Source organism: Sphingopyxis sp. GW821-FHT12F08, from assembly GCF_058806755.1.
Window position 1 is genome coordinate 205,787 of the sequence record NZ_JBXAQA010000001.1, and the last position, 23,678, is coordinate 229,464.

24 protein-coding genes and 1 tRNA gene are annotated in these 23,678 nt (G+C 67.5%); 13 read left to right on the forward strand and 12 right to left on the reverse strand.

Features of this window, described 5'->3' with window-relative positions; genetic code table 11:
* Positions 1-4 precede the first annotated feature (4 nt).
* From AC1RNQ_RS00960 to AC1RNQ_RS00975, 4 genes are read right to left on the reverse strand one after another with little or no spacing between them, the layout of a single operon-like run.
* Entirely contained in the window at positions 5-1,243 is a 1,239-nt protein-coding gene (locus tag AC1RNQ_RS00960; protein ID WP_493168185.1) for a hypothetical protein, read from the reverse strand.
* Positions 1,240-2,436, reverse strand: coding sequence for a sulfotransferase family protein (locus AC1RNQ_RS00965; protein WP_493168187.1), 1,197 nt, complete (start codon positions 2,434-2,436; stop codon positions 1,240-1,242). Before AC1RNQ_RS00965 ends, AC1RNQ_RS00960 begins: the two co-directional genes overlap by 4 nt.
* Complete coding sequence (locus AC1RNQ_RS00970) at positions 2,433-3,254, reverse strand: SDR family NAD(P)-dependent oxidoreductase (protein WP_493168189.1); 822 nt, start codon at positions 3,252-3,254, stop codon at positions 2,433-2,435. The genes AC1RNQ_RS00965 and AC1RNQ_RS00970 overlap by 4 nt, the downstream gene beginning before the upstream one ends.
* Before the next feature lie 41 nt (positions 3,255-3,295).
* On the reverse strand, positions 3,296-4,906 hold the full coding sequence (locus tag AC1RNQ_RS00975; protein WP_493168191.1) for a class I adenylate-forming enzyme family protein: 1,611 nt from the start codon (positions 4,904-4,906) through the stop codon (positions 3,296-3,298).
* Positions 4,907-5,013: 107 nt separating this feature from the next.
* On the opposite strand from AC1RNQ_RS00975, the gene AC1RNQ_RS00980 reads away from it, so the two are divergent.
* Entirely contained in the window at positions 5,014-5,727 is a 714-nt protein-coding gene (locus tag AC1RNQ_RS00980) for a 2-oxo acid dehydrogenase subunit E2 (RefSeq protein ID WP_493168193.1), read from the forward strand.
* Complete coding sequence (locus AC1RNQ_RS00985) at positions 5,727-6,503, forward strand: enoyl-CoA hydratase/isomerase family protein (protein WP_493168195.1); 777 nt, start codon at positions 5,727-5,729, stop codon at positions 6,501-6,503. The genes AC1RNQ_RS00980 and AC1RNQ_RS00985 overlap by 1 nt, the downstream gene beginning before the upstream one ends.
* A 116-nt stretch (positions 6,504-6,619) precedes the next feature.
* On the opposite strand, the gene AC1RNQ_RS00990 is transcribed toward AC1RNQ_RS00985, so the two are convergent.
* The gene (locus AC1RNQ_RS00990) at positions 6,620-7,711 is read right to left on the reverse strand and encodes a helix-turn-helix transcriptional regulator (protein ID WP_493168197.1); all 1,092 of its coding nucleotides are present in this window, start codon (positions 7,709-7,711) and stop codon (positions 6,620-6,622) included.
* Between the two features lie 86 nt (positions 7,712-7,797).
* On the opposite strand from AC1RNQ_RS00990, the gene AC1RNQ_RS00995 reads away from it, so the two are divergent.
* From AC1RNQ_RS00995 to AC1RNQ_RS01010, 4 genes are read left to right on the forward strand one after another with little or no spacing between them, the layout of a single operon-like run.
* Entirely contained in the window at positions 7,798-8,814 is a 1,017-nt protein-coding gene (locus AC1RNQ_RS00995; RefSeq protein ID WP_493168199.1) for an alcohol dehydrogenase catalytic domain-containing protein, read from the forward strand.
* Positions 8,811-9,974, forward strand: coding sequence for a sulfotransferase family protein (locus AC1RNQ_RS01000; RefSeq protein WP_493168200.1), 1,164 nt, complete (start codon positions 8,811-8,813; stop codon positions 9,972-9,974). Before AC1RNQ_RS00995 ends, AC1RNQ_RS01000 begins: the two co-directional genes overlap by 4 nt.
* A complete protein-coding gene (locus tag AC1RNQ_RS01005; protein ID WP_493168201.1) occupies positions 9,971-10,456 on the forward strand; it encodes a VOC family protein in 486 nt (161 codons plus the stop codon). Before AC1RNQ_RS01000 ends, AC1RNQ_RS01005 begins: the two co-directional genes overlap by 4 nt.
* Before the next feature lie 17 nt (positions 10,457-10,473).
* Positions 10,474-11,658 carry a DUF1214 domain-containing protein gene (locus AC1RNQ_RS01010; protein WP_493168203.1) on the forward strand — a complete coding sequence of 395 codons (1,185 nt, stop codon included), beginning with the start codon at positions 10,474-10,476 and terminating at the stop codon, positions 11,656-11,658.
* Between the two features lie 50 nt (positions 11,659-11,708).
* Here the strand turns inward: AC1RNQ_RS01010 and AC1RNQ_RS01015 are convergent, their stop codons facing one another.
* Positions 11,709-12,389: a Crp/Fnr family transcriptional regulator gene (locus tag AC1RNQ_RS01015; protein WP_493168205.1), complete on the reverse strand. Its 681-nt coding sequence runs from the start codon at positions 12,387-12,389 to the stop codon at positions 11,709-11,711.
* A 100-nt stretch (positions 12,390-12,489) separates the two neighbouring features.
* Here AC1RNQ_RS01015 and AC1RNQ_RS01020 point away from each other — a divergent pair, with 100 nt between their 5' ends.
* On the forward strand, positions 12,490-14,217 hold the full coding sequence (locus tag AC1RNQ_RS01020) for an N-acyl-D-amino-acid deacylase family protein (protein WP_493168206.1): 1,728 nt from the start codon (positions 12,490-12,492) through the stop codon (positions 14,215-14,217).
* Between the two features lie 231 nt (positions 14,218-14,448).
* On the opposite strand, the gene AC1RNQ_RS01025 is transcribed toward AC1RNQ_RS01020, so the two are convergent.
* Positions 14,449-14,525: transfer RNA gene (locus AC1RNQ_RS01025), tRNA-Arg, on the reverse strand.
* A gap of 71 nt (positions 14,526-14,596) precedes the next feature.
* Here AC1RNQ_RS01025 and AC1RNQ_RS01030 point away from each other — a divergent pair.
* Both AC1RNQ_RS01030 and AC1RNQ_RS01035 read left to right on the forward strand, forming a co-directional pair.
* Positions 14,597-15,337 (forward strand): queuosine precursor transporter, encoded by a 741-nt coding sequence (locus tag AC1RNQ_RS01030; RefSeq protein ID WP_493168208.1) that lies wholly within the window; start codon positions 14,597-14,599, stop codon positions 15,335-15,337.
* Positions 15,338-15,341: 4 nt separating this feature from the next.
* On the forward strand, positions 15,342-15,713 hold the full coding sequence (locus tag AC1RNQ_RS01035) for a hypothetical protein (protein ID WP_493168210.1): 372 nt from the start codon (positions 15,342-15,344) through the stop codon (positions 15,711-15,713).
* Here AC1RNQ_RS01035 and purQ read toward each other — a convergent pair.
* From purQ to AC1RNQ_RS01050, 3 genes are all read right to left on the reverse strand, one after another.
* Complete coding sequence (gene purQ, locus AC1RNQ_RS01040; protein ID WP_493168211.1) at positions 15,675-16,340, reverse strand: phosphoribosylformylglycinamidine synthase subunit PurQ; 666 nt, start codon at positions 16,338-16,340, stop codon at positions 15,675-15,677. The genes AC1RNQ_RS01035 and purQ overlap by 39 nt on opposite strands.
* A gap of 14 nt (positions 16,341-16,354) precedes the next feature.
* Positions 16,355-16,585 (reverse strand): phosphoribosylformylglycinamidine synthase subunit PurS, encoded by a 231-nt coding sequence (purS, locus tag AC1RNQ_RS01045; protein WP_493168213.1) that lies wholly within the window; start codon positions 16,583-16,585, stop codon positions 16,355-16,357.
* A 127-nt stretch (positions 16,586-16,712) separates the two neighbouring features.
* Complete coding sequence (locus AC1RNQ_RS01050) at positions 16,713-17,339, reverse strand: class I SAM-dependent methyltransferase (RefSeq protein WP_493168215.1); 627 nt, start codon at positions 17,337-17,339, stop codon at positions 16,713-16,715.
* Positions 17,340-17,534: 195 nt separating this feature from the next.
* On the opposite strand from AC1RNQ_RS01050, the gene AC1RNQ_RS01055 reads away from it, so the two are divergent.
* The 4 genes from AC1RNQ_RS01055 (at position 17,535) to AC1RNQ_RS01070 (ending at position 19,358) form a co-directional block, all read left to right on the forward strand.
* Entirely contained in the window at positions 17,535-17,708 is a 174-nt protein-coding gene (locus tag AC1RNQ_RS01055; RefSeq protein ID WP_058807878.1) for a (2Fe-2S)-binding protein, read from the forward strand.
* A gap of 101 nt (positions 17,709-17,809) precedes the next feature.
* Positions 17,810-18,292 (forward strand): bacterioferritin, encoded by a 483-nt coding sequence (gene bfr / locus AC1RNQ_RS01060; RefSeq protein WP_493168217.1) that lies wholly within the window; start codon positions 17,810-17,812, stop codon positions 18,290-18,292.
* 232 nt (positions 18,293-18,524) lie between these two features.
* Positions 18,525-18,944, forward strand: coding sequence for an addiction module antidote protein (locus AC1RNQ_RS01065; RefSeq protein ID WP_493168219.1), 420 nt, complete (start codon positions 18,525-18,527; stop codon positions 18,942-18,944).
* A 174-nt stretch (positions 18,945-19,118) separates the two neighbouring features.
* The gene (locus AC1RNQ_RS01070) at positions 19,119-19,358 is read left to right on the forward strand and encodes a hypothetical protein (protein ID WP_493168221.1); all 240 of its coding nucleotides are present in this window, start codon (positions 19,119-19,121) and stop codon (positions 19,356-19,358) included.
* A gap of 114 nt (positions 19,359-19,472) precedes the next feature.
* On the opposite strand, the gene AC1RNQ_RS01075 is transcribed toward AC1RNQ_RS01070, so the two are convergent.
* Together AC1RNQ_RS01075 and AC1RNQ_RS01080 are read right to left on the reverse strand one after the other, a co-directional pair.
* Positions 19,473-22,388, reverse strand: a complete 2,916-nt coding sequence (locus tag AC1RNQ_RS01075; RefSeq protein WP_493168222.1) for a M16 family metallopeptidase — start codon at positions 22,386-22,388, stop codon at positions 19,473-19,475.
* A 42-nt stretch (positions 22,389-22,430) separates the two neighbouring features.
* Positions 22,431-23,576 (reverse strand): GGDEF domain-containing protein, encoded by a 1,146-nt coding sequence (locus AC1RNQ_RS01080; RefSeq protein ID WP_493168224.1) that lies wholly within the window; start codon positions 23,574-23,576, stop codon positions 22,431-22,433.
* Between the last annotated feature and the right edge of the window lie 102 nt (positions 23,577-23,678).

Below are 23,678 nucleotides of genomic sequence, written 5' to 3' on the forward strand. Positions count from 1 at the left end.
CGGCTCAAACGATCCGCCGGCCATAGGCCGCAAGCCGCGCCGACAGTTGCGCCGCGCGTTCGTCCTGATCGACCCAACATGTGTCGGCGGGCAATTCGCCCTTCAGCCGGTCGATCGTCGTCAGGTGCAGGCTGGAGGCGAGCGGCGGGCCATCGGCGGGCATATGTTGCCAGCGCAGGATCGAGAACACATGCTCCTGTCCGCCGGTGTCGAGCCAATTATGCACCCCCGGGTCGCGCCGCGCAATCACCAGCCGGATCCGGCCGTCGCCGTCGATCGCCGACTGCGCCGCAGTCAGGCTCGACTGGATGCGATGATAGTCGCGCGAACGGTAGAGCCATTCGGTCAGTTGCACCGCGGCGTAGGAAGCCCCCGCCGGGTCATATTCGATGATCGCGGCATCGTCGGGACCGAGCCGGTAGCTGCCGTTGGAGATGCCCTGCGTGACCAGCCCGCCCCCGGCACCGCGAAAGGATTGGGCGGGCGTGATGCTGTTGGGGGTCAACCCGCTCCACACATTCTGGAACCAGAAATACAGATAGAGATCGCCCAGCGCGTTGGTCGTCGCACGCGTCCCCATCTCGTCGACGCCGACCGGACCGGCCTTGGCGTCGCCGAGCCGTTCGATCGCGAGGTCCAGCGGCGTTTCATGGGCCCAATCCATCATCGAATCGCGCACGAACAGGAATTTGACGCCCGGCCGGGTAACCAGCCGGTTCCCCGCCGCCGCGCCGGCGCCATCGTCGATGATCAGCTCGAACCGCCCGTCGGCGTCGAAATGCATGTCATGATCCTCGATCGTCTGGATCGTCTGCGACGTGCCGTAATTGGCGGTCAGCGTGAACGAGATATTCGCCACCTTGCGGTCGAGGACGCGCCCCGTCACCCGGTATCGCGTCCCATGCTCGATCCCGGCGAGCCGATAGCAATTGTCGGGATTGTCCCCGCCGGTGCGTGCGCCGGGCACCTCCTGCCCATGCCAGGCGTAGGCGGGCATGAAGTCGCGCACGAAGCGTGGATGCTGCGCGTCGGACGCGGCGGCCTTGAACAGCCAGTTGTTGAGATATTCGGCGCAAAAGGCGCCGAGCAGTGGCCGCGACTCCGCCGGAATACGGTCGCCATAACCGCGCCCGAACAGCGCCTCGATCTGCGCGAGCGTCGCCGCGGTGCGCGGGTCGGCGAGCATCGCGCGCACATCGGCCTCGGCGGCGAACTGGCCCGGATTGGCGATCGGATTGCTCATGACCGTGTTTCCCGCTGGATTCCAAAACGCTCGATATAGGGCGCGAAGGCGCGCTCGATCGCGGCCTCGTCGAGGCCATAGTCGGCGAGCCCATATTGGCGCACCGGCACCATTCCATGATGGTCGGTCTCCAGATGCCGCTCCATCGCCTCGCGCGCGGCGGCGCCAAAAGCGATGCCGAGCTCGTCATAGACGCGCGCGACGGTTTCGATCGGCTCGGTGACGAGGTCGGTGAAAAGGACGTCGCTGACCGGGGCTTCGGCGCCCTCGAGGTCGCGCCACGCCGCATAGTCGCTCGTCGCATATTCCCACGCCGCGAGTTGCTGCGCGCCGATCGTCAGGCGATCGACCGCCTCGCCGGAAAAGAGCGAGCGCAGCTTGGCAAAGAGGCTGGCGATCGAGGGAATGACCTTGCCCGGATCGCGGTGGTTCACATAGAGGCGCGCGTCGGGAAAGGCGATCAGCAGCTCGCGCCAGCTGAACAAATGCCCCGGCCCCTTCAGCGCCCAGCGCCGGGGCGGCTGGCCAAGCTGGAGATATTGCATGACCCCGACCTGCCAGTCGAAGGCGCTGCGCATCTTGTCGGCGATCGCCGCCTGATAGTCGGGGACGTTCCAATAGACGCCGTACAGGCCGCCCATATTGCCTTCCTGCAGGAAGATGCACTCCTCAGGCAGTTCCGACCCGAAAGGATGGATCGCGGTGACGTCGGGCGCGGTCATGCCCTGAAAGGCCAGGATCCGCGCATAGAGCGCCGCGCGGTCGCCGCCGTCGGCGAGCGGCGACGGGATCGCCGCTTCCCACGCCGGCACGGCGCGGTTGGCGGGGTCCTGCGCGATCAGGCCGTGGAGGAAAGTCGTGCCCGCGCGCGGCATCCCGGACCCGATCAGCGGCGCGGCGATCCGCTCGGCGTCCGCGCCGGTCGCCGCCTTGCGGGCATCGAGATAGCGCAGCCGCGCGACCAGCATCGTGATCAGGCGGCTGTGCGTTCGGTCGCGGCCGGTCCGGGTCAGCCGGCCGCCCGCCTCGATGCTCGAACAGAGGATATCGAGGTCGCGGCGAAACCGCTCCTCGTCCCACCTTTTGCCGCCCCAGTCGGACAGTCCCGTCCGCGCCTCCGCCTCGCGCAGCAGCGCATCGGCGGCGATCGGATCGCCGAAATCGACGAGTGCCGACGCAAAGGCACCGCTCACAGACCCGTCACCCGCTCATAGGCCGCCAGCGGCCCGGTCTGCGTCACCCCACCATCGACCGGCAGGGTGACCCCGGTGATGAAGCGGCTTTCGGGCCCGGCAAGGAACAGCGCCGCCTGCGCAATATCCCACGCATCACCCTCGACCCCGAGCGGCGCAATCGCGCTGCGCACGCGGCGGCGTTCGCCCTGCAGATGCGCCTCGACCATCGGGGTGACGATATGCCCTGGCGCGACGCAATTGGCGCGCAGGCCGTCGCGGCCGTACATCACGGCCAGTTCGGCGGTGAACTGGATCACCGCAGCCTTGCTGGGGCCATAAGCGCTATTGCCGTGCGCGCGGATACCCGCGACCGAGGATATATTGACGATCGCCTTGCCCTGCCCTGCGAGCAGCGCGGGAATCGCGCCGCGGCACATGTTGAACATCGTCCCCAGATTGACCGAGATCACGCGGTCGATGTCCGCAATGGCGACCTCGTGCATCGGCCCCGACCCGGCGCCGATGCCGATATTGTTCACCAGCACGTCGAGCCCGCCGAGCCATGCCAGACTCTCGGCGGTCATTCGCGCTGCCTCGTCCGGGTCGGCAACATTGCCCGCGACCACCACCCCCTCGCCGCCCAGCTCCTGCACCAGATCGAGCGTCGCCGCGGCGCGATCGGCCTCCAGGTCGAGCAGCGCGACGCGCGCGCCCTCGGCGGCGAACAGCGCCGCGATCGCCTTGCCCGTTCCGACCCCCTCGCCCAGCGTGCCGGCGCCGGTCACGATCGCGCGCCAGCCGTCCAGCCGTCGGTGAAATTGGGTGGGCCGGGGCATCGGATTTCCTTCCAGTCGGATCGGGTTCGGGGATGCGGCGCTCAGTCGGCGCCGACGACCATCTCGCGCAGCTTCGGTTTGACCACCTTTCCCATCGCGTTGCGCGGGAAGTGGTCGAGGAAGCGCCATTCGTCGGGCACCTTGTAGCGCGTCAGCTTGTCGAGGCAGAGTGCGCGCAATTCGGCTTCGAGCGCCGCCGGATCGGCATCGGGCCGCGCCGGCAGGATGCAGGCGACGGTCAGCATTCCCATGCGCAGGTCGGGCCGGCCGACGACGGCGCAGTCGGCGACACCGTCGTGCATGTGCAGGATGCGCTCGACCTCGGCCGGATAGACGTTCGAGCCGCCGCGCAGGATCAATTCCGAACTGCGGTCGGCGATGGTCAGCCAGCCCTCGGCATCGATGCTGCCATGGTCGCCCGAATGAACCACGCCGCCGCGCAGCAGCGCCGCGGTCTTCTCCGGCTCGCGCCAATAGCCGAGCGGCGGGGTATAGACGTTCGCCCATGGTCCCGTCCGCACCGGTCCGAAACAGACTTCGCCGACGGTCCCGACCGGCACCGGCCGGTCGTCGGCATCGCGGATGCTGATCTCGAAATGCGGCAGCGACCGCCCGCTCGCCCCCTCGGGCGCCACCGCGTCGAACGATTGCGCCACGACGGTCGGCGCTTCGGTCAGGCCGTAAGAGGTGGAGATATGATAGCCGTGGCGCCGGAAAAACGCCTCGCGGATCGCCTGCGGCAACGGCGCGCCGCCCGACGACATGCGAAAGCCCGCGGGCAGGTCGAGATCGGCCTGGAGCAGGTCGTAGATCATCGTCGGCACGAAGGCGATCTGACCAATGTCCTGCTCGCGAATCCACGCGATCAGCGGCTCGATCTTGATCGACGGCGCGAAGAGAAAGGGCTTGCAGGCGAGGAAGGCCGACACCGGCCCCAGGATCATGACATTGGTGATCGTCAGCGGCAGCGCCGACCCGCGCCGCGCCTCGGGCATCAGCAGGTCGTGCGCAAAGGCCGCGGCGGGGACCATGATCATATTGTGCTGGCTGTGGACGACGCCCTTCGGCACGCCCGTCGTCCCGCTGGTGTACATGATCGCGGCGGGCGCGAAGGGGTCGATGTCGGGCTGCGGCGCCGTCGCGCTGGCGGCATCGGCCAGCGCCGCGCGCCAGCCGCCGTCCGCGCCCTCCGCGTCGAGTATCCACGCATGCGCCAGGTCGGGCAGGTCGGCGCGCATCGCCGCGACCTGCGGCTCGATACTGCTGTCGGTCAGCAGCAGCTTGGTGCCGCTGTGCGCCAATATGTAGCGCTTGTCATCGAGCGGCAGGATCTTGTTGATCCCGACCCAGATCACCCCGAGCCGCATCGCCGCGAAAAAGGCGATGACCAGGTCGTTCCCATTGCCGAGCGAGGCGGCAACGCGGTCGCCGGACCGGATTCCGGCAGCATCGAACAGGGCGGCCGCGGCGGTCACCGCCTTCGCCAGCGCGCGAAAATCATAGCGACCGCTGGCATCGACCAGTGCCTCGTCGTCGGGGCACAGCGTGGCGGCGCGATCGATCAGCCCGGCGACATCGCGCGGCGCGCCGGGCGGATCGATTCGCGCCGAGGGCGCCTGCAGACCGAGTGCCGCATAATCCTCTTCCGTCATAATCCTCGCCATCGAAGCGTATCTCTCTTGCATTAAGGTCTATATGATTATGATATATGTGCGCAAGAGAAGAGTGTTTCACCATCGATAACAGCGAGAGGATCAGGATGACATCCGCTTCCCCCGAAGACCCGTTCGCCGCGTTCGGCCCTGTCGAGGCGGTGCCAATGACCGGCTTTCAGAAAGTCGTCGCGCGACGCCTGACGCAAAGCTGGACGCAGATACCGCATGTCACCCATCATGACGATGTCGACGTCACCGCGCTCGAGGCGCATCGCAGGGCGCTCGGCCCCGAGGCGCGGATTTCGCCGCTCATCTTTCTGGCCAAAGCCCTCGCCGGCGCACTGACGGCCTTTCCCCAATTCAACGCCTCGTTGTCCGAAGACGGACAAACGCTGGTGCGGAAGAAATATGCCCACATCGGCATCGCGGTCGATGGTCCGCTCGGCCTGCTCGTGCCCGTGTTGCGCGACGTCGACGCCAAGGATGTGGGGACGCTGGCGGCCGAACTGGCCGCGCTCGCCGCGCAAGCGCGCGACAAGGGCTTGCCGATGAGCGCGATGTCGGGCGGCTGCATGACGATCACCTCGCTCGGCGGCATCGGCGGAACCGGCTTTACGCCGATCATCAACCAGCCCGAGGTCGCGATCCTTGGCGTCACCCCGTCGCGGATGCAGCCGGTGTGGGACGGCGCCGCCTTCCAGCCGCGCCTGATGATGCCGCTGTCGCTCAGCTACGATCACCGCGTCATCAACGGCGCCGACGCCGCCCGCTTCGTCCGCGCGATCGGACAGACCCTCGCCCAACCGGAGACATATTGATGACCGAAGAGACCCATGCCGCCGACCTGGTGCTGCGTGCGGATGGCGATGGCGTCGCGACGCTGACGCTCAATCGCCCCGACAAGCGCAACGCGATCAACCGCGACCTTTTCCGCACCCTGCGCGCGCACCTGCTGTCGCTGCAGGACGACAGCGCGATCGGCCTGGTCGTGCTGCGCGGGGCCGGCGCCGATTTCTGCGCCGGGCACGATCTGTCGGCAAAGCCGCACGCCGACGCGCTCGGCTGGCTGCGGCGCGAGGTGCAGACGCTCGAACTGCTGACGCGCCTGCGCCAGCCGGTGATCGCCGCCGTCCACGGCACCTGCTTCACCGGCGGCCTCGAAATGGCCCTGTCGGCCGATTTCATCATCTGCGACGACAGCGCGCGCTTTGCCGACACGCATGGCAAATGGGGGCTCGTCCCCGGCTGGGGCATGTCGCAGCGGCTGCCACGCCGCGTCGGCCATGCCAAGGCGCTGGAGATGATGCTGACCTGCCGGCCCTATGGCGCCGAGGAAGCCGCGGCGATGGGGCTGGCCAATCAATGCGTGCCCAAGGGCCAGCTGGACGAGGCGGTCACCGAGCTGGCCCGCACGATCCTCGCCAACAGCTGGCACAGCAATGCCGAGAACAAGCGGCTGATCTACAACACCGACGGGATGCGGCTTTCGGAGGGGCTGGATCACGAGATCATGCGCAACGCGGGTTTCGACCGCGACGCGGCGGCCCGCCGCCAGCGCTTTCACGACCGGCCGCGCGGCGCGGACGGGACATAAAAAAACGAGCCGGTCCCGAAAGACCGGCTCGATTGGAGTTGCCCTGATTGGAGGCTCAGATGAACCTACAATCGTATAACTAATATATCTCTATAGTGTTCGCAAGCCCTTTTCGTTCAGTCGAGCACGGCGACGCTGGTCAGGATGCGCTGGATCAGTTCGCCCTGCCGCGTCGTCCCGGTGCGCGCGTAGATATCCTTCGAATAGGTGCGAGCGGTCTGTTCGGTGATGCCGATATCGCCCGCCGCCTCGGCCAGGGTCCGCCCGTTGGCGAGCAGCATCGCGAGCCGCGCCTGCGTGTCGCTGAGCCCGAACAGCGCCGCGACATGCGCCGATATGTCGCGCTGCGACGGGCGCCGCCCCGACAGATAGAGCATCAAGCGCACCCCGCGCGGCCCGGCATCGGCGCGCGGATCGAGCGGGACGAGCAGCAGGTCGATCCCGTCGGCGTCGCCCAGATGGATCGCCTCGGCCTCGCCCGCATCGGTCGCGGCGGCGATCCGCTGCGGCAGGTCGATCCCGCGCTGCAAGGCATGGAGGCGGTCGCCGCGGATCGCGAGCACGCCCGCGTCGTCGATCCAGCGCCGCGCCGCATCGTCGACCGCCACGACCACGCCGTTCGAATCGAGCGAGACGACGCCGAAGGACAGAAGGTCGGCGGCGCGGCGATACATTTGCGTCTCGACCGCCCGGTCGAGCAGCGCCGCATAACAGGACAGCGCCGGCACCAGCGCGCGCGCCAGCCGCTCGCACAAAGCCCGGTCCCCGGCGCCGAAATCCGGTTTGCCACCGCTCCGCGTGATCGTGACCCAGATGTTGCTGCCGCCGGGCTCGACGACGCGAAAGATCAGGAAATGTTCGAAATCGGCGGCGCGCAGAAATTCCTCGCGAAAGGCGTCGTGCGCCAGCTCGGCGACACCGTCGAGCTCGGCATAGGCATAGACGCGGCCCGGCTGCATCGCGAAATAGGGGATCGGGTCGCGATCGGCGAAGCTTTCGCGATAGCGCGTCCACAACCAGTCGGGAGGCGACAGCGCGTCGCGCACCTCGATGCCGTTCGCCGGATCGGCATCGGCGCGGCGAAAGATCAGGTTGGCGAAATTGCCGTCCACATGCCCGCGCAGCAGGCGCACGAACCGGGTCCAGGGGGGCGCCTCCAGCGGCCCCGCCTGAACCGCCAGCAACAGCGCCTCCCATGCGTCGTCCACTATCCTCTCCGTCCTTCCCATTTGGGAATATCGCTCGCCCATAAAGGCGACTCATATAGCGGAAGAAACAAAGTCGGGAGAGAGATATGAAAGCGGCGCTGTTCAAGGCGGTGGGCGAACCCCTGACGATCGAGGATCTGCCCGACCCCGAACCGCGCGACGGCGAAGCTGTGGTCCGCGTCGCACGCTGCGGCGTCTGCGGCACCGACCTCCACTCAACCAGCGGCCACGGCTATACGCTGCCCGCGGGCGCGCAGCTCGGTCATGAATATGCCGGCGAGGTGATCGCGGTCGGCCGTGGGGTGGAACGGCTGAAGGTCGGCGACCATGTCGCGGCGCTGCCCGTCGTCGGCTGCGGCGAATGCGATGCGTGCCGCACCGGCATCGATGTCCTTTGTTCGCGCTGGACCGGCTATGGCGGCGGCCTCGCCGATTTCGCGCGGATCAGCGAGCGCGGCGCGACGATCCTGCCCGCGACCATGTCGCTCGCCGACGGCGCGCTCGTCGAACCTTTTGCGGTCGGGCGCCGCGCGGTGCGGCTCGCCGCTCCCTCCCCCAGCGATCGTGTCCTGATCATCGGCCCCGGGCCGATCGGCCTGGCGGTGCTGTTCTGGTTGCGGCGACAGGGTGTGCGCTCGGTCGCTTTGCTCGCCAGCAGCGGCCGACGTCGTGCGCTCGCTGAGGCGATGGGCGGCGATCATTTCATCCTTGAAAGCGAAACCGCACCGCAGGACATCGCCGCCGCACTTGGTGGCGCTCCCGATATCGTCTTCGAATGCGCGGGCGTACCCGGCACGATCGCGCGTTCGATCGCGCTGGTCCGCCCCCAAGGCCGCATCGTCTCGCTCGGTTTCTGCATGGTCCCCGACCAGTTCGTCCCCGGCATGGCGTTGATGAAGGACGTCAATGTCCGCTTCTCGCTGATCTACACGCGCGAGGATTATGCCGAATGCGTCGCCGCGCTCGACGCCGATGGCGACCGCGCGCGGGCGATGGTCACCGAAACCGTCTCGCTCGCCGATGCGCCCGCCGCTTTCGAACTGCTGCGGGCGGGCACAGGCGGCAACGGCAAATTGCTGATCGACCCGTGGATGGGCCGATGAGCCGCTGGCTCGACCGCTTCGACGCACTGCACGAAGGCGCGGTCGCCGCGACGGGGCATAGCGACTTCGGCGACAGCGCCTATCGACATGGCATGCGCGTGTTGCTGGACGCGCTCGACGCCAACCCGCCCGCCGACGCCGCGAGCCAGGCATCGGCGACGGGCACGATCACCGGCGCGCTGACCGGGCGGCTGGTCACCCAGGCCGGATGGAACGCCAACCCCGCCTATGCCGCCGAGCGGATCACCCGCCCGCTGATCGTGATCGGCCTGCCGCGCACCGGCACCACCGCGCTCCACCAGCTGCTCAGCCGGGATCCGCAGTTCCAGGGCTTCGAACGCTGGCTGACCGCCAACCCGATGGTGCGCCCGCCGCGCGGTTCATGGGATGCGCACCCGCTGTTCCAGGCGACCGAGCAGCGGATCGCCGCGATGCGCGAAATGGCGCCGCAGATCATGACCGCCCATTCGGCCGAGGCCGACGAGGTCGACGAATGCCTGATGCCGATGGCGCAGAGCTTCGTGTGCAACTGGTTCGCGTCGAACATCGACGCGCCCGCCTATGACGCCTGGTTCCGCGCGCAGGACGAGACGCCGTCCTTTCTCCGCTACAAGCGGGTCCTGCAACTTGTCGGACTTGGCGATCCGCGACCCTGGCTGCTCAAAAATCCGAGCCATGCTTTCGGCATCGACGGGCTGCTGAACGCCTTTCCCGATGCCTGCATCGTCCAGACCCACCGCGATCCCGCCGCATCGATCGCTTCGCTGATGAGCCTGCTTGGCGGCATCCGCGAACTGATGGCGGGCGGGCCGATCGACCGCGATAAATTGCTGGCGCGCGAAGCGAGCTTCTGGGCCGAGGCAGCGCGGCGCAGCATGGTCGCATCCGACCGCGATCCTTCGCGCTTCGTCCATGTCCGGCAGCAGGATATCCGCGCCGACCCGATGGGCGTCGTCACGCGCATCTATGACCATTTCGGTATCGCCATGTCGGCCGAGGCCGAGGCGCGCTATGCCGCCTGGGCCGCCGCCAACCCGGCCGACGCGCGGTCGGCGCACAGCTATGATGCGGTCGAGCGCGGCCCGATCGACGACCTCTTCGCCGACTATATCGCGCGTTACGATCTCAAACGCCCCGTTCCCGCAGGAGCCTCGTCATGACCATCCCCGTGCTTTTCAAGCAGCATTTCCAGATCGCCTATGTCGTGCGCGACTTGAGCGCGGCGACCGCGCGCTTCCAACGCGAATTCGGCATCGCCGAATGGGACATCATGGACATGGCCGCGATCATGGGCCCCGGCCACGGCACCCGCTTCATCGGCAACAGCTATGCCGGCGACACGATGATCGAGCTGATCGAGCCCGATCCCGCCGTCCAGAGCATCTATCGCGACTGGATCCCCGACGCGGCGGATGGCGTCCGCCTCCACCATCTCGGTTTCCTCATCCGCAGCGACGACGATTTCAGGGCCGCGGTCGCGCAGCTCGAGGCAGCCGGCTATCCGACCGTGGTCAGCGGCAGTTTCGGCGACAAGCTCGACTATCATTACGCCGACACCACCGCGCTGCTGGGCCATTATTACGAGCTGATCAACCTCAAGCCAGCGGGCGAAGCCTTTTTCGCCCGTATCCCGCGCAACTGAACCAAAGGACCAACGCCATGTCGACCGGCCCTGCCGTCCCGATGGAATGGGAACGCTTTATCATGCTCATTTCGGGCATCGATCGCAGCCTTGAGAATATGATCGATCCCGCCGATCCCTGGTTGAAGCAGGAGGCGATCCAGCAAATGGCGATGAGCCTGTCGCAGGCCTATGCCCCGATCATGGCGCAGGACCCGCGCGTCCCGACCTTCTACACCTTCCTCAATCCGGTGATCAAATCGGCGGCGCCCAACCCCGACTATATGTACCGATCGACCTTCGTCGAGAGCGGCGGTACCTATCGCCTGTCGGGCTGGCGCGGGACGACCCTGTTCGTCCATATCGGCATCGGATCGGGCTATATCGGCGTCGACGATGCGCCGGGACCGTCGGTCGGCCATATCGACGCCGACATGCTGATGCTCGACGACCAAGGGCGCTTTTCGGTGATCCTGAGCGCCGAACGGCCCAAGGGCTATGAGGGCGACTGGTACCAGCTACCCGCCAATGCGCGCACCATCGGCATCCGCGAGGCAAGCTACGATTGGGAGAATGAGGTCGATAGCCGCATCGCGATCGAACGGCTCGACGATGTCGGCGGGTTCAGCCGCGCGAGCGCCGACGAGATCGCATACCGCCTCGAACGGCTCGCGGGTTTCCCCGAACGCTATGCCCAGCTCTTCGTCCATTTCGTCAAGACGCTGAGCCAGCATCCGGCCAACAGCGTCGTCCTGAACACATGGTCCGAGATCGGCGGCCTCGCCGAACAGACCTATTATGAGGGATTGTTCGAATTTTCCGAGGGCGAGGCGCTGATCCTCGAAACCGGGGTGCCCGACACGGTGCGCTATTGGGCGGTGCTCCTCGCCGACCAATTGTTCAACACCATCGACTGGGACAAATGCCAGTCGAGCCTCAACGGTTTCCAGGCGCAGCGCGACAGCGACGGCAAGTTCCGCGCGGTGATCTCGGTCGAGGACCCGGGCGTCCCCAACTGGCTCGACCCTGCGGGCCGCTACAAGGGCGTGGTCCAGGGCCGCTGGTACCAGGCCAGCTCGGCGCCGACCCCGACGCTCAAGCGCGTCAAGCTGTCGGAGCTGCGCGATCACCTGCCCGCCGATACGCCGCACGTCGACCAAAAGGCCCGCCGCGAGAGTCTCGGCGCGCGCTTCCGCGGCGCGCAGTGGCGGCGCAAATGGTGAACGCTCGACGTCTGGCTGCGCGCCGAGCACTGACCAGCGGCCGATGGCGATCAGCCGCGCTCCTCGCGATCGGCAAAGATGAACAGGCCCCCGGGGTCGAGCACGGCAACACCGCCATAGCCGGTGGCGATAAGATCGCCGTCGGCCAGATGACGCAGCAGGCCGTTGAGATGCTGGCGCGACACGCCGACGACGCGCGCCAGATCGTCTTGCGTGACCCGCAGCACCCGACCACCCGACCGCTCGCCGCCGCTGGCCAGAAACCGGGCGAGCCGGACGAGCGCGGGCAATGATCGCACCCGCGCCGCTTCGCGCATCCCGAGCCGGTGGTGCGCGCAGGTGAGCAGGGCCAGCGAATGCCACAGCCCCGGCATGTCCGCCGCCAGCGCGCCGATCGCCGCCATCGGCACCGTCAGCACGCGCGCCGGACCCGCGGCGATGGCGTCATGCGGACGCTCCTTGCCGTCGATCACCGACAATTCGCCGAACCAGCGGCCAGGACGAACGATCATGTTGACCAGTTCCTGCCCCGCCGCAGGATAGCTCACCAGCCTCACCTGCCCGGCGACCACGGCGTGCAGCCCGTTCGGCGGGTCGCCGATGCGATAGACATGGGCCGCGCTTTCGACATCATGGACCTGCCCGCGCACCAGCAGCCCGCGTCGCTGCCTGGCGGGCAAGGAGCCGAACCAGCTATCGGTAGCAAACCGGGCCTGCAGATCGACGTCCATATCCAAAAGCTGCGCGGCGCGATCTCAATTGTCAACCAGATGACATTCTGTCCGCAAAGCCGGTGCTAAGTTTCGATCGAACGGACGGGAGACGATGGATATGGCCGATTTTGACCTGGTGATTCGCGGCGGCACGGTCTTTGACGGGCTGGGCAATCCGGGACGGGCGGCCGATGTCGCGATCAGGGACGGCCGGATCGCGGCGGTCGGAGCGGTCGGCGGCACGGGCGCCGAAGAGATCGACGCCCGCGGCCGGATGGTCACCCCGGGCTTCGTCGACGTCCACACCCATTATGACGGCCAGGCGCTTTGGGAAAACCGGCTCGCCCCCTCATCGAACCACGGCGTCACCACGGCGGTGATGGGCAATTGCGGCGTCGGTTTCGCGCCGTGCAAGCCGCATCAGCGCGACATGCTCGTCGCGGTCATGGAGGGTGTCGAGGATGTGCCCGAGGTCGTGATGACCGAAGGCCTGCCCTGGAACTGGGAGACCTTTCCCGAATATCTCGACGCGCTCGCCGCCCGCGAACTCGATATCGATATCGCCGCGCAGCTGCCGCATTCGGCCCTGCGCGTCTTCGTGATGGGCGAACGCGCCGCCGACCATGAACCGCCCAACGCCGACGACCTCGCTGCGATGCGCGCGCTCACCACCGAGGCGATCCAGGCCGGCGCGCTCGGCGTCAGCACCTCGCGCAACCTGATGCACCCGACCAAGGCAGGCGAACTGGCACCGAGCCTCTTTTCCGAAGAGGATGAGCTCAAGGCGCTCGCCGCCGGGCTGCGCGACGCCGGCGACGGCGTCTACCAGATCATCCCGCGCGTGATGGGGCCCGCCGCCGCCGAATTCGCGCTGATGCGCCGGATCGCCGAGGCATCGGGGCGCCCGCTGTCCTATTCGCTGCTGCAGATGCCGACGGGCGACCCCGACGAGTGGCGCGTGTCGCTCGATGCGCTGTCCGAGGCGCGCGCCGATGGTCTGCCGATGCGCGCGCAGGTTGCGCCGCGACCGGTCGGCATGCTCTATGGCCTCGACCTCAGCTTCCATCCCTTTTCGCTGCACCCGAGCTTCCGCCCGCTCGCCGACCGGGCGCTCGCCGAAAAGGTCGCCGCGATGCGCGATCCGGCCTTCCGGGCGCAACTCCTCTCCGAACAGCCCGAGGACAGCAATCCGGTTTCGCTCGCCACGGTCAGGGCGTTCCGCTTCGCCTATCCGATGGGCACGGCGCCAGACTACGAACCCGACATCGCCGACCGCATCGACAAACGCGCCGAGGCGCTTGGTATCACGCCGGAGGAATATGCCTATGACCTGCTGCTCGAACAGGATGGCAAGGCGCTGCTTTACCAGCCCGGCGCCAATTATCGCGACGGCAACCTCGACGCCGTCCACACCATGCTGGCGCATACGGGCACTGTCGTCGGGCTCGCCGATGGCGGCGCGCATTATGGAATGATCTGCGACGCCAGCTTCCCGACCTTCTTCCTGAAGCGCTGGGCCGCCGATGCCGACGCCGAGCAGCGCATCCCCGTCGAGCAGGCCATCGCGGCACTGACCAGCGAGCCCGCCGACCTGGTCGGCCTGGGCGACCGCGGACGGCTGGCGGTCGGTGCCAAGGCCGACATCAACATTATCGATTTCGACGCGCTGGATCTCCACGCCCCCTCGGTGGTCCACGACCTGCCTGCGGGCGGCAAGCGGCTCCGCCAGCTTGCCCGCGGCTATGACGCGACGATCGTGTCGGGGGTCGTGACCTATCGCAAGGGGCGGCATACAGGCGCGCTTCCCGGCCGGCTGGTGCGCGGCGCCCGCCCGCTGGCGGCCTGACCGGATCGTCCATCGCGTGATGGCACAAGCGATCGTCCTGCGAAACCATGGCGGCCCCGCGATGCTGGGCGCCGAACCGGTCGCGCCCTTCGACATTTCGCGGCTGGCGATGAAGGGGCTCACGATCTCGCACCCGGCCTATGCACATCACGTCCGCACACCCGAAACGCTGCGGACCGTTTCGGCGATGGTCTTCGACGCTGTTCCTGCACCAGGGGCAATACAAAAAGCTGGCGCGCCCGGCAGGATTCGAACCTGCGACCACCCGCTTAGAAGGCGGGTGCTCTATCCAGCTGAGCTACGGGCGCGCACGCAAGGCTGTGGGCAGCGCGAATAGCGTGGTTTGCGCGGGGAGCAAAGCGCGTTAAGCAGCAGTTCGATGACCGACCCCGCCGCGCCGCCCGCCCGTACCAATGCCGCCGCCGTGCGGCATTTCCGCTATTACGACTTCGTCATGGCGGCGTTCGTCGCGATCCTGTTGCTCAGCAACATCATCGGCGCATCGAAACGGTCGGTAATCGACGTGCCCCTCATCGGCGAATGGCCGTTCGGTGCGGGGGTGATGTTCTTCCCGCTGAGCTATGTCATCGGCGACATGCTGACCGAGGTTTATGGCTATGCGCGCGCGCGGCGGGTGATCTGGACCGGCTTTGCCGCGCTCGCCTTCATGGCCTTCATGGCGTGGGTGGTCGTGTCGTTGCCGCCAGCGCCAGGCTGGCCGCACCAGGCGGCCTATGAGGCGGTGTTCGCGAACAGCTGGCGGATCGTGATCGCGTCGATGCTGGCCTTCTGGGCGGGCGAGTTCGCGAACAGCTTCGTCGTCGCCAAGATGAAGGTTGCGGATAACGGCCGCCGGATGGGGCTGCGCTTCGTCGCCAGCACCTTCATCGGTCAGGGGCTCGACAGCCTGATTTTCTATCCGATCGCCTTTTACGGTCTCGAAGGCTGGCCGACGAGCGAGCTGATGAAGACCGTGCTGTCGCAATGGGCGATCAAGACCGGGTGGGAGATAGTCCTGCTGCCCGTCACGGTCGCGATCGTCGTCTGGCTGAAGCGCCGCGAGGGCGTCGACGTCTATGACGAGGGCACCGACTTCACCCCGTTCAAGGCGAAAGTCTGACGCCGTGACCGACGAAGCCACCCTCCTCTACCAGCAGCTCAAGATCGTGCTGATCGACGGTAGCGGGCTCGGCAAGGACGCGCTGCACATCTATGCCGGCATGGCGATCTATCTCGCGCTGCGGCTCGGGCTGCGGCGACCCACGTGGGTCGCGTGGCTCGGCGTCGTCGCCGCGGCAATGCTGGGCGAGTGGCTCGACGTCGAGGGCGAATATCTGCGCGGGCGACTTGCCCCCGACACCGCGCACTGGCACGACATCTGGAACACGTGTCTGTGGCCGAGCGTGCTGGTGATCGTCGAACGCTGGTGGCCGCAGCGGGCGGCCGCTCCGCTGCCCTCAGGCGAGGACGCCGAGCGCGGCCTCGAACAGGCGTAGCCCGTCGGTCCCGCCATGCGCTCGGTCGATCGCGCGTTCGGGGTGCGGCATCATGCCGAGCACATTGCCGGCATCGTTCAGTACGCCCGCGATATTCCGCGCCGAGCCGTTGACGCCGTCGGCGTAGCGGAACGCCACGCGCCCTTCGCCCTCGATCCGGTCGAGCGTGGCGGCGTCGGCGAAATAATTGCCGTCATGGTGCGCGACGGGGATGTCGATCGTCTCGCCCGCCTGGTAGCCCGCAGTGAACAGCGACTGGCTGTTCTCGACCGTCAGCGGCACGGTGCGGCAGACGAAGTTCAGCCCCGCGTTGCGCATCAGCGCACCGGGGAGCAGCTGCGCCTCGGTCAGCACCTGGAAGCCGTTGCACACCCCGAGCACCGGCACCCCGCGCGCCGCGGCGTCGGTCACCGCGGCGAGGATCGGCGAACGCGCCGCCATCGCGCCCGAGCGGAGATAATCGCCATAGGAAAAGCCGCCGGGGAGCGCGATGAAGTCGATGCCGTCGGGCAGCTCGCTCTCGCGGTGCCACACCATTGCCGGCGCCCGGCCGCTGACCGTCTCGAGCGCGACCGCCATGTCGCGGTCGCAGTTGGAGCCGGGAAAGACGATGACGGCGGTCTTCATGGCTCTTGATCCCTTCAGGCGCGCTGGATGCGATAATTTTCGATCACCGTGTTCGCGAGCAGCTTGGCGCACATCGCGTCGAGATCGGCGTCGCTTACATCGTCGGCGACTTCGAGTTCGATGAAGCGGCCCGCGCGCACGTCGCTGACGCCGCCGAAGCCGAGGCCTTCCAGTGCATGATGGATCGCCTTGCCCTGCGGGTCGAGCACGCCGGGCTTGAGCGTCACATAGACCTGGACTTTCATGGGGGAGCCTTTGCGTCGAGGGGCGGAAAAGATGCGCGCGCCTATGCCCGCGAACGCCGCGAGGGGCAAGCGAAAGCTCCGGCGGCCGGGTGCGTTTCGCATTTCGGCGCCCCGAGGCTCAGGGGCGTCACCCCCGGCTCGCCCGCACGCTCAACCAGCGATCGCCGGGCCGGCCGGTGCAGCGGCGTATGTCGTCGGCGATCCAGCCAGCGTCGGCGAGCGCGGACCGCAGCGCGGGCTCGCGCCAATAGGTCTCCGCGTAGCGCAGCGGCGCCGCGGCGCTGCCGCCGACGCTCACATCCTCGCCGTCGCCCTCCCGGACCGATACGTGCAGCCGGCCGCCGGGGCGGGTCGCTGCGGCAAGCCGCGCCAGCACCCGGCCCAGATCCGCGCGCGCGACGTGGATCAGGCAGGCGCAGGCCCAGATCCCGTCATAGGGCGTGCCGGGACATCGCGGGTCGTTCAGATCGTCGGTCAACGGGTCGAGCCGATCGGCCTCGACACCTTCGCCCCGCAGCAGGTCGACGAAACCCTGCGCGATATCGGTACGCCGGACGTCGATCCCCCGCGCCTCGAGCGCGAGCGCATCGCGCCCGCCGCCGCTGCCGATCTCGAGCACGCGGCCCGCGCCGCCCAGCGCGGTCACAAAGGCGTCGATCTCCGCCGCGACCCATGCGGGCATCGCGGCCGCCTCGGCGGCATAGTCTGCCGCGGCCTGGTCATAGGCTCGCACGGTGTCGCGGTCGGTGCTCATCCTGGCGCTCCTTCACGCCGGGCATAGCGCATCCGACCAGGCGCCGCGACGCGCGAATCGGCGCGAATCACCCACACTGCAAGGACGTGCCCGACCCGCCGCGCGTGTGTGTTCGGAATGCGAACCACTCGCATCTTTGCCGTTGCGAATCTCTCGCACTATCCCTATCTGGGACTTGTTGAGAAGGATTCGCACATGGTCGTCTGTGTCTGCAACGCAATAAGGGAAAGCCAGCTGCGCGACGTCGCGCGGAATGGCGAAGTGCGGTGCGCCAAGGCCGCCTATGCGCAACTGGGTCGCAAACCCAAGTGCGGTCAGTGCCTGCCTTTCGCTCGCAATATCATCAGCGACGTCGCCGCGACCGCCTGATTTTTCCTGGTTTTCCGCCATTTTTGACCTTGGCCTGAGAGGGCCGGGGCGCGTATAATGCGCCCATCCCACTCCCAAGACAAAATGACAGGAACGACACCATGAAGGGCGACGAAAAGGTCATCGATTTCCTCAACGAGGCGCTCAAGAACGAGCTGACCGCGATCAACCAATATTGGCTGCACTATCGCATGCTCGACAATTGGGGCATCGCGAAGCTCGCGCATTTCGAGCGCGAGGAATCGATCGACGAGATGAAGCACGCCGACAAGCTGGCCGACCGCATCCTCTTCCTCGGCGGCCTGCCCAATTTCCAGATGCTCGGCCGCCTGCGCGTCGGCGAAACGGTCGAGGAGATCCTCAAGGCCGACCTCGCGCTCGAAGAAGAAGCGATCCCGCTGCTCAAGGATGCGATCGCGCATTCGGAAAGCGTGCGCGACTATGTCAGCCGCGACCTGTTCGCCGACATCCTCGAAAGCGAGGAGCATCATGTCGACGAACTCGAGAAGCAGTTCGAGATGATCGAGCGCATGGGAATCGAAAATTACATCCAGCTGCAGTCGAAGTCGGTCGGCGACGATTGAGCTGATTCGTCGCCCCCGCGAAGGCGGGGGCGACGAGATACCGAAAACCGCAGTTTTCAGGGGCGCCCAAGGGCGCCTCTTTTTTTGCTTGTATTTGCGAATAATTCTCAATAGCAAGGCCGGGCAGTCCCCTCCTGCCGGCCGCTGCACCATGCAGCGGCCGGCGGCTTTTTCCGGACCCGGCCCGGGACTGCGCCAATCGGCCAGGCCGCACGGGAAAGGGACGCACGCCATGGAAAGCAGCACGTTGATCCGGCGACTGACCGAACAGCCGCTGATCCGCGACCTGCCCGTCGACGCCGCGCAGGCGGTACTCGCGCTCCGCTACTGCATCCTCTGCCGCCGCAGCGAGCGCGACCCGATGCCCGAGCTCGAGCGGCGCTGGGGCAATATCCTCGCGGCGCGGCGCTACCGGCTGGTGGTCGAGGCGATCGGCCATTGCTGGCCCGAACCCTTCGCCGTCGCCCCGCCCTGCTGCCCGCGCGCCAGTTTCGACGAAAGCCTGCTCGCCGCGATGGTCGGGGCCGTGGGTCGCCGCGACCGCGCGCGGTTCGACTGGCTGACGAGCGAAATGCTGGGCAGCGACGCGCGCGAAATGATCTTCGTCGCGCTCGAGAATTTCCTGCGCGCGCGGGCACCGGGGCGGGTTTGAGCCACGGCCCTCGGGCGTGGAACGGACGATGGCCCCGAGCAGGGAGACCCAACAAAAGGGACCGACGAGGAATCAAGAAAAAGACTGCTCAAAAAGCAGTTGGTGCAGGCGGCAAAGTCAATGCCGCCACGAAACCGGTGGCTCTACGGTTGCGGGCATGGTACCGGCCAAATAATGAGAAATACTCAGGAAATTCTCGACGTGCTCTATCCTTCCCAGCGAACGCGTCTCAGTTCGCTCTTCGGTAGCAGGCATGCCTTGCCATGGGAGGAAGGCGACGACGAACTGAGCGGCCTGCGGCTCGTCCATGTCCGCAAGCCGGAGCGCGGCGAGGAAACGACCGAGCTCAACAATCGGGGCTGGTCGGTCGCCATGCTCATAAACGACAGGCGCGAGGAGACCGCGCAGCGCTGACCGCTGCCCGACGGGCGGGATCCCGCACTCGATTTCCCCGATACCGAAAGCGCACCGCCAGGCCGCCGTCCCCTCGCCGCAAGGCGAGGGTCTCCAAATAGTCGATCGCCGCGCCTAGCTTCCCGCCCCGCTCGCGACTTTGTCGCTCACCGCCTTGATCACCAGCGCCTTGTCGTCGGTGAGATAGCGTTTCGCGAGCGCCTGCAGCTCGGCGGGGGTGGCGGCTTCGACTTCGGCGAGGCTCCCCCGGCTGCGGTCGAGGCGCGCTTCCTTGCTCGTCGCGGCGCCCACATAAGGCAGCCAATAGCCATTTTCGCGCCGCGCCTTGACCATCGCCTCGAGCATGGGCCTTCGCGCGCGGTCGAGCAGATCGGCGGCGACCGGCGTATCGCGCAACGCCTTGGCGATGCCGAGGATCGCGCCGCGCGTCGTCGCGAGGTCCTTGTAATCGATGTTGCTCGCCGCGAAGAGATGGCCGTAGCCGGGGAAATCGTCGGACAGGCTGGCGCCCGCGCCGGGGCTGTAGCTTTCGCCGAGCTTCTCGCGCAGCTCCTCGGTCAGCATCAGCTGCATCACGCGCGACAGCAGTTGCAGCCGCATCGCCTCGCCCAGGTCACTATCGTCGCGCGCGGGCCAATAGGCACGCAGTTCCGCCTGCTCGGTGGGGCCCTTGTGGATCAGGGTGCGCTCGCTGCGGTCCTTCGCATAATCGCGGATGCGCGCCTCGGGACGCGGGTCGAAGGCCGCCCGGCGCTCGGGCAGCGCGCCGAAGGTCGACCGGATCGCCTCGATCGCCGCCGCCTCGTCGATATCGCCGACGACGCCGACCTCGATCGCGCCATGCGCGAAACTGTCGGCGACCGCGGGCTTCAGCCCTGCCCAGTCGAGCGCCATCATCGTCGCGAGCGGCGGGGTGGTCGCGCGCGGATCGTTGTTGGCGAGGATGCCGCCGGCATCGCGCGCCAGCACCGCCGCCGGCGTCGCGTCGTTCGCGGCATATTGCTGCGGCAGGAAGCGGCGGATCAGCGCGAGCCCGTCGGGGCGATAGCCGGGGTGGGTGAGATAGGCGGCCATCAGCTGCGCCTGCAGCTTGAAATCCTCGGGCGACGTGCGCGCGGTACCGCCGAAGCTGTCGGTCGCGCTGCCGACGCTGCTGCTCACCGTCTTGCCCGCGAGGATCGTGCTGAGTTCGTCGCGGCTGTGTGCCTCGAGCCCGCCGAGGCTGATCGAGCCCGCGAGCGCGACGCGCGTCGGGTCGTCCTTTGTGGCGAGCAGGCTGCCGCCGTCGATGCGCAGCGACAGGAACACCGCGTCCTTCTGGAAATCGGTCTTCTTGATGTTGAGCATGACATTGTTGGCGAAGCGGATGCGGCGGATGCCGAGGTCCTCGATGCGCGTGTCGCTGACGATTTTGCCGGGCGCGCCGAAGTCGGTGTAGGCGAAGGCGGTGCTCGCCGCCTCGGCGGGCGCGGCGACCGCGACCTGCTGCGAGGTCTTGAGCGCCGCGAGGATCGTGCCGGTGCCGCCCTCGATCGGGGTTTTCGACGTCACGCGGACGAGCGGCGCGCCATAGCCCTGCATGCGCGCCTTGAACGCCGCGCTGACGCTCGCGGCGTTGAGCGAGGGCGCGACCGCGTCGAACTGCGCCTGCGCGGTTTCGGGGCGGTTGACGACGAAGTCGCCCTTCGCCGCTTCGACCAAGGTGTTCGCCAGATTTTCGCTGCGCCGCGTATCGACCCCCGCAACCGCGTTCTTGAGCGCGGTGCGGCGGTTGGCGAGCTGCTCGTCGACCTCGGCCTGGGTGAAGCCGTGCTCTACCGCACGGCGCCACTCCTGCTCGATCAGCGCCTGCGCCTCGCGCCACGCGCCCTCTTTGGCAGACGCGCCGATCGTCACCTGGTCGAAGACGTCCCAGCCGTTGGTGTCGCCGAAATAGCCGTTCAGGATCGGCGAATCCTCGGCAAGCGCGAGCTTGGCGAGGCGGCGCGAGATGATCGCTTCGCCGATGCCTTCGGCGAGGTCCTTGGCGCGCTGGGCGCTTGTGTCGCCGCGCTTCACCCACGGCTTGAAGGCGGTGATGGTGACGCCGTCGGCGATCGCGGGATCGACGAAATCGTCGGCGGCCGCGGCGCGCTTATAGTCGATCGTGCCGAGGTCGGGATCGGCGCCCGCAGGACCGCGGCCCCGCCAGTCGGCGAAGCGCGCCCTGACCTTCGCCTCGACCGCGGCGGGGTCGAAATCGCCGACCATCACCAGCGTTGCGCGCTCGGGGCGGTAATAGCGGTCGTAGAGGTCGCGGATGCGCGCCGCGGGGGCCGCCTGGATCACCTCGACCGTGCCGACGGGGATGCGGTTCGGCGCGCTCATCCCCTCCATCTGGAAGGCGAGCTGGTCGATCAGGCTGCGCAGCTGATAGGTATCGCGCGCGCGGCGTTCGGACAGGATGATCCCGCGCTCGCGGTCGACCGCCGCGGGATCGATGCTGAGCTCGCTCGCGGTCTCGCGCATAAGCATCAGCCCGGTGTCGATCAGATCGTCCGAGGCATTGGGCAGGTCGAGCTGGTAGACGGTCGCGTCGAAGCCGGTCGAGGCGTTGGTGTCGGCGCCGAAGGCCAACCCCTTGCGCTCGAGCAATTTGATCATCTCGCCCTCGGGCACGCCCTTCGACCCGTTGAACGCCATATGTTCGAGGAAATGGGCGAGGCCGCGCTGGTCGTCGGCCTCGGCGAAGCTGCCGACGTCGAAGCGCATGCGCAGCGACACGCTGTCCTTGGGCGTGCTGTTCTTCAGCAGCGCATATTTCATGCCGTTGGGGAGCACGCCGAAGACGATGTTCGGATCGACCGGGATATCGCTCGCGGCGAAGTTCCATGCCTTTGCGGCGTCCGTCTGGGGATTGGTCGCAGTGGCAGCCGGCGCGGCGGCGGGCTCGCGCGCGGCGAGCGGCGCGGGTCCGGCGAGGGCGAGAGCGGCGGCGAAGGCAAGGGGCGACAGCGCGGCGGAAGCGCGCAGCAACGGACGAAAGGTCATGCTGCCTGTCTGGCCGCGCCCCGCCAAGGGGTCAAGCCGCGCTCACCCGAGCTGCACGACGCTTTCGACGGACGACATGGGGGCGCGGCCGCCGGCCTTGGCGGCATAGACCGCGCGGTCGGCGACCTCGAACAATTTCTTGGCGCTGCCGCCGTCATCCGGCCAGCGCGCGACGCCGACGCTGGCGCCGACCTGGATCACCGCGCCGTCGATCCGGTACGGCGCGGCAAGCTCGGCGAGGAGATGGTCGGCGAGCGCGGTGTCGAGCAGCGGCGATCCCGCGGGAACGAGGATCGCGAACTCGTCGCCGCCCTGCCGCGTGACCATCGCATGGTCGCCGCAGGCGTGGCGGAGGCGCGCGGCGACTTCGCAGAGCAAGGCGTCGCCGATGCCGTGGCCATAGCGGTCGTTGACCGGCTTGAAGCCGTCGAGATCGAGCAGTGCGATCGCGAAATGCGTGCCGGGCCTTGCCGCGGCGATTTCCTGGTCGAGCCGCGCGTCGAGCTCGCGGCGGTTCCACAGGCCCGTCAGCGGATCGGTGTGCGCGAGGTCGCGCATCTGTTGCTGTAATTGCAGGAGGTCGACCAGCTGCCCGTGCTGCTGGACGATCATGCGCAGCAGGAAGGCGGTCGCGACGAACAGGCTGGTCCCCGCCGCGATCTCGGGCGGGTTGCCCGAGGTCAGCATCAGCAGCATGATCGGGGCGAGCCCGATGCCGAGGTTGACGAAGGTCGCGAAGCGGATCGCCGACAGGCAATAAGCGGTCGCGAGCGAGCCCATCGCCATGATGATCGCATAGTAGCTGTGATGCTCGGGCGGCGCGGCGAGCCAGTTGATCACCGTCCAGCTGCTGCACATCGCGCCCATCGTCCCCGACAGCCAGGTCGATTCGACGATGACGCGCCGCGCGCGGCGCACGCTCATCCGGCGGCCGCGGTTGCGCCACAGGATCAGGAAACCGAGCAGGCTGACGACCGCGAGGATCACCGGGAAGCCGATGCGGACGAAGGGATGCACCGTCGCGACCCCGCCATAGATGGCGGTCGGCGTCGTCGCCGCGAGGGTCAGGAACAGCATCGGGGTCAAGGTCTCGACGCGGTTCGCACGGAGCAACGCGACATCGTCGCGAATCGCGTCCGGAACCGGCGGGAACACCCGCGTCCGCAGCCAATGATAGACCCCCGTCATGACCGTTGGGTAGCAAGGCCAAGTAAAACAACGGTTAAGGAACAGAAACCCGACTTTTCATCCGACTAGGTACAAGTCACGCGGCGATAGCCCATAAAATAT

Bases quoted from the DNA above. Each gene is read 5' to 3' on its own strand.
- AC1RNQ_RS00960 (WP_493168185.1), bottom strand. From the start codon at position 1,243: ATGAGCAATCCGATCGCCAATCCGGGCCAGTTCGCCGCCGAGGCCGAT.
- AC1RNQ_RS00970 (WP_493168189.1), bottom strand. From the start codon at position 3,254: ATGCCCCGGCCCACCCAATTTCACCGACGGCTGGACGGCTGGCGCGCG.
- AC1RNQ_RS00975 (WP_493168191.1), bottom strand. From the start codon at position 4,906: ATGACGGAAGAGGATTATGCGGCACTCGGTCTGCAGGCGCCCTCGGCG.
- AC1RNQ_RS00980 (WP_493168193.1), top strand. From the start codon at position 5,014: ATGACATCCGCTTCCCCCGAAGACCCGTTCGCCGCGTTCGGCCCTGTC.
- AC1RNQ_RS00985 (WP_493168195.1), top strand. From the start codon at position 5,727: ATGACCGAAGAGACCCATGCCGCCGACCTGGTGCTGCGTGCGGATGGC.
- AC1RNQ_RS00995 (WP_493168199.1), top strand. From the start codon at position 7,798: ATGAAAGCGGCGCTGTTCAAGGCGGTGGGCGAACCCCTGACGATCGAG.
- AC1RNQ_RS01000 (WP_493168200.1), top strand. From the start codon at position 8,811: ATGAGCCGCTGGCTCGACCGCTTCGACGCACTGCACGAAGGCGCGGTC.
- AC1RNQ_RS01005 (WP_493168201.1), top strand. From the start codon at position 9,971: ATGACCATCCCCGTGCTTTTCAAGCAGCATTTCCAGATCGCCTATGTC.
- AC1RNQ_RS01010 (WP_493168203.1), top strand. From the start codon at position 10,474: ATGTCGACCGGCCCTGCCGTCCCGATGGAATGGGAACGCTTTATCATG.
- AC1RNQ_RS01015 (WP_493168205.1), bottom strand. From the start codon at position 12,389: ATGGACGTCGATCTGCAGGCCCGGTTTGCTACCGATAGCTGGTTCGGC.
- AC1RNQ_RS01020 (WP_493168206.1), top strand. From the start codon at position 12,490: ATGGCCGATTTTGACCTGGTGATTCGCGGCGGCACGGTCTTTGACGGG.
- AC1RNQ_RS01030 (WP_493168208.1), top strand. From the start codon at position 14,597: ATGACCGACCCCGCCGCGCCGCCCGCCCGTACCAATGCCGCCGCCGTG.
- purQ (WP_493168211.1), bottom strand. From the start codon at position 16,340: ATGAAGACCGCCGTCATCGTCTTTCCCGGCTCCAACTGCGACCGCGAC.
- purS (WP_493168213.1), bottom strand. From the start codon at position 16,585: ATGAAAGTCCAGGTCTATGTGACGCTCAAGCCCGGCGTGCTCGACCCG.
- AC1RNQ_RS01050 (WP_493168215.1), bottom strand. From the start codon at position 17,339: ATGAGCACCGACCGCGACACCGTGCGAGCCTATGACCAGGCCGCGGCA.
- AC1RNQ_RS01055 (WP_058807878.1), top strand. From the start codon at position 17,535: ATGGTCGTCTGTGTCTGCAACGCAATAAGGGAAAGCCAGCTGCGCGAC.
- bfr (WP_493168217.1), top strand. From the start codon at position 17,810: ATGAAGGGCGACGAAAAGGTCATCGATTTCCTCAACGAGGCGCTCAAG.
- AC1RNQ_RS01065 (WP_493168219.1), top strand. From the start codon at position 18,525: ATGGAAAGCAGCACGTTGATCCGGCGACTGACCGAACAGCCGCTGATC.
- AC1RNQ_RS01070 (WP_493168221.1), top strand. From the start codon at position 19,119: ATGAGAAATACTCAGGAAATTCTCGACGTGCTCTATCCTTCCCAGCGA.
- AC1RNQ_RS01075 (WP_493168222.1), bottom strand. From the start codon at position 22,388: ATGACCTTTCGTCCGTTGCTGCGCGCTTCCGCCGCGCTGTCGCCCCTT.
- AC1RNQ_RS01080 (WP_493168224.1), bottom strand. From the start codon at position 23,576: ATGACGGGGGTCTATCATTGGCTGCGGACGCGGGTGTTCCCGCCGGTT.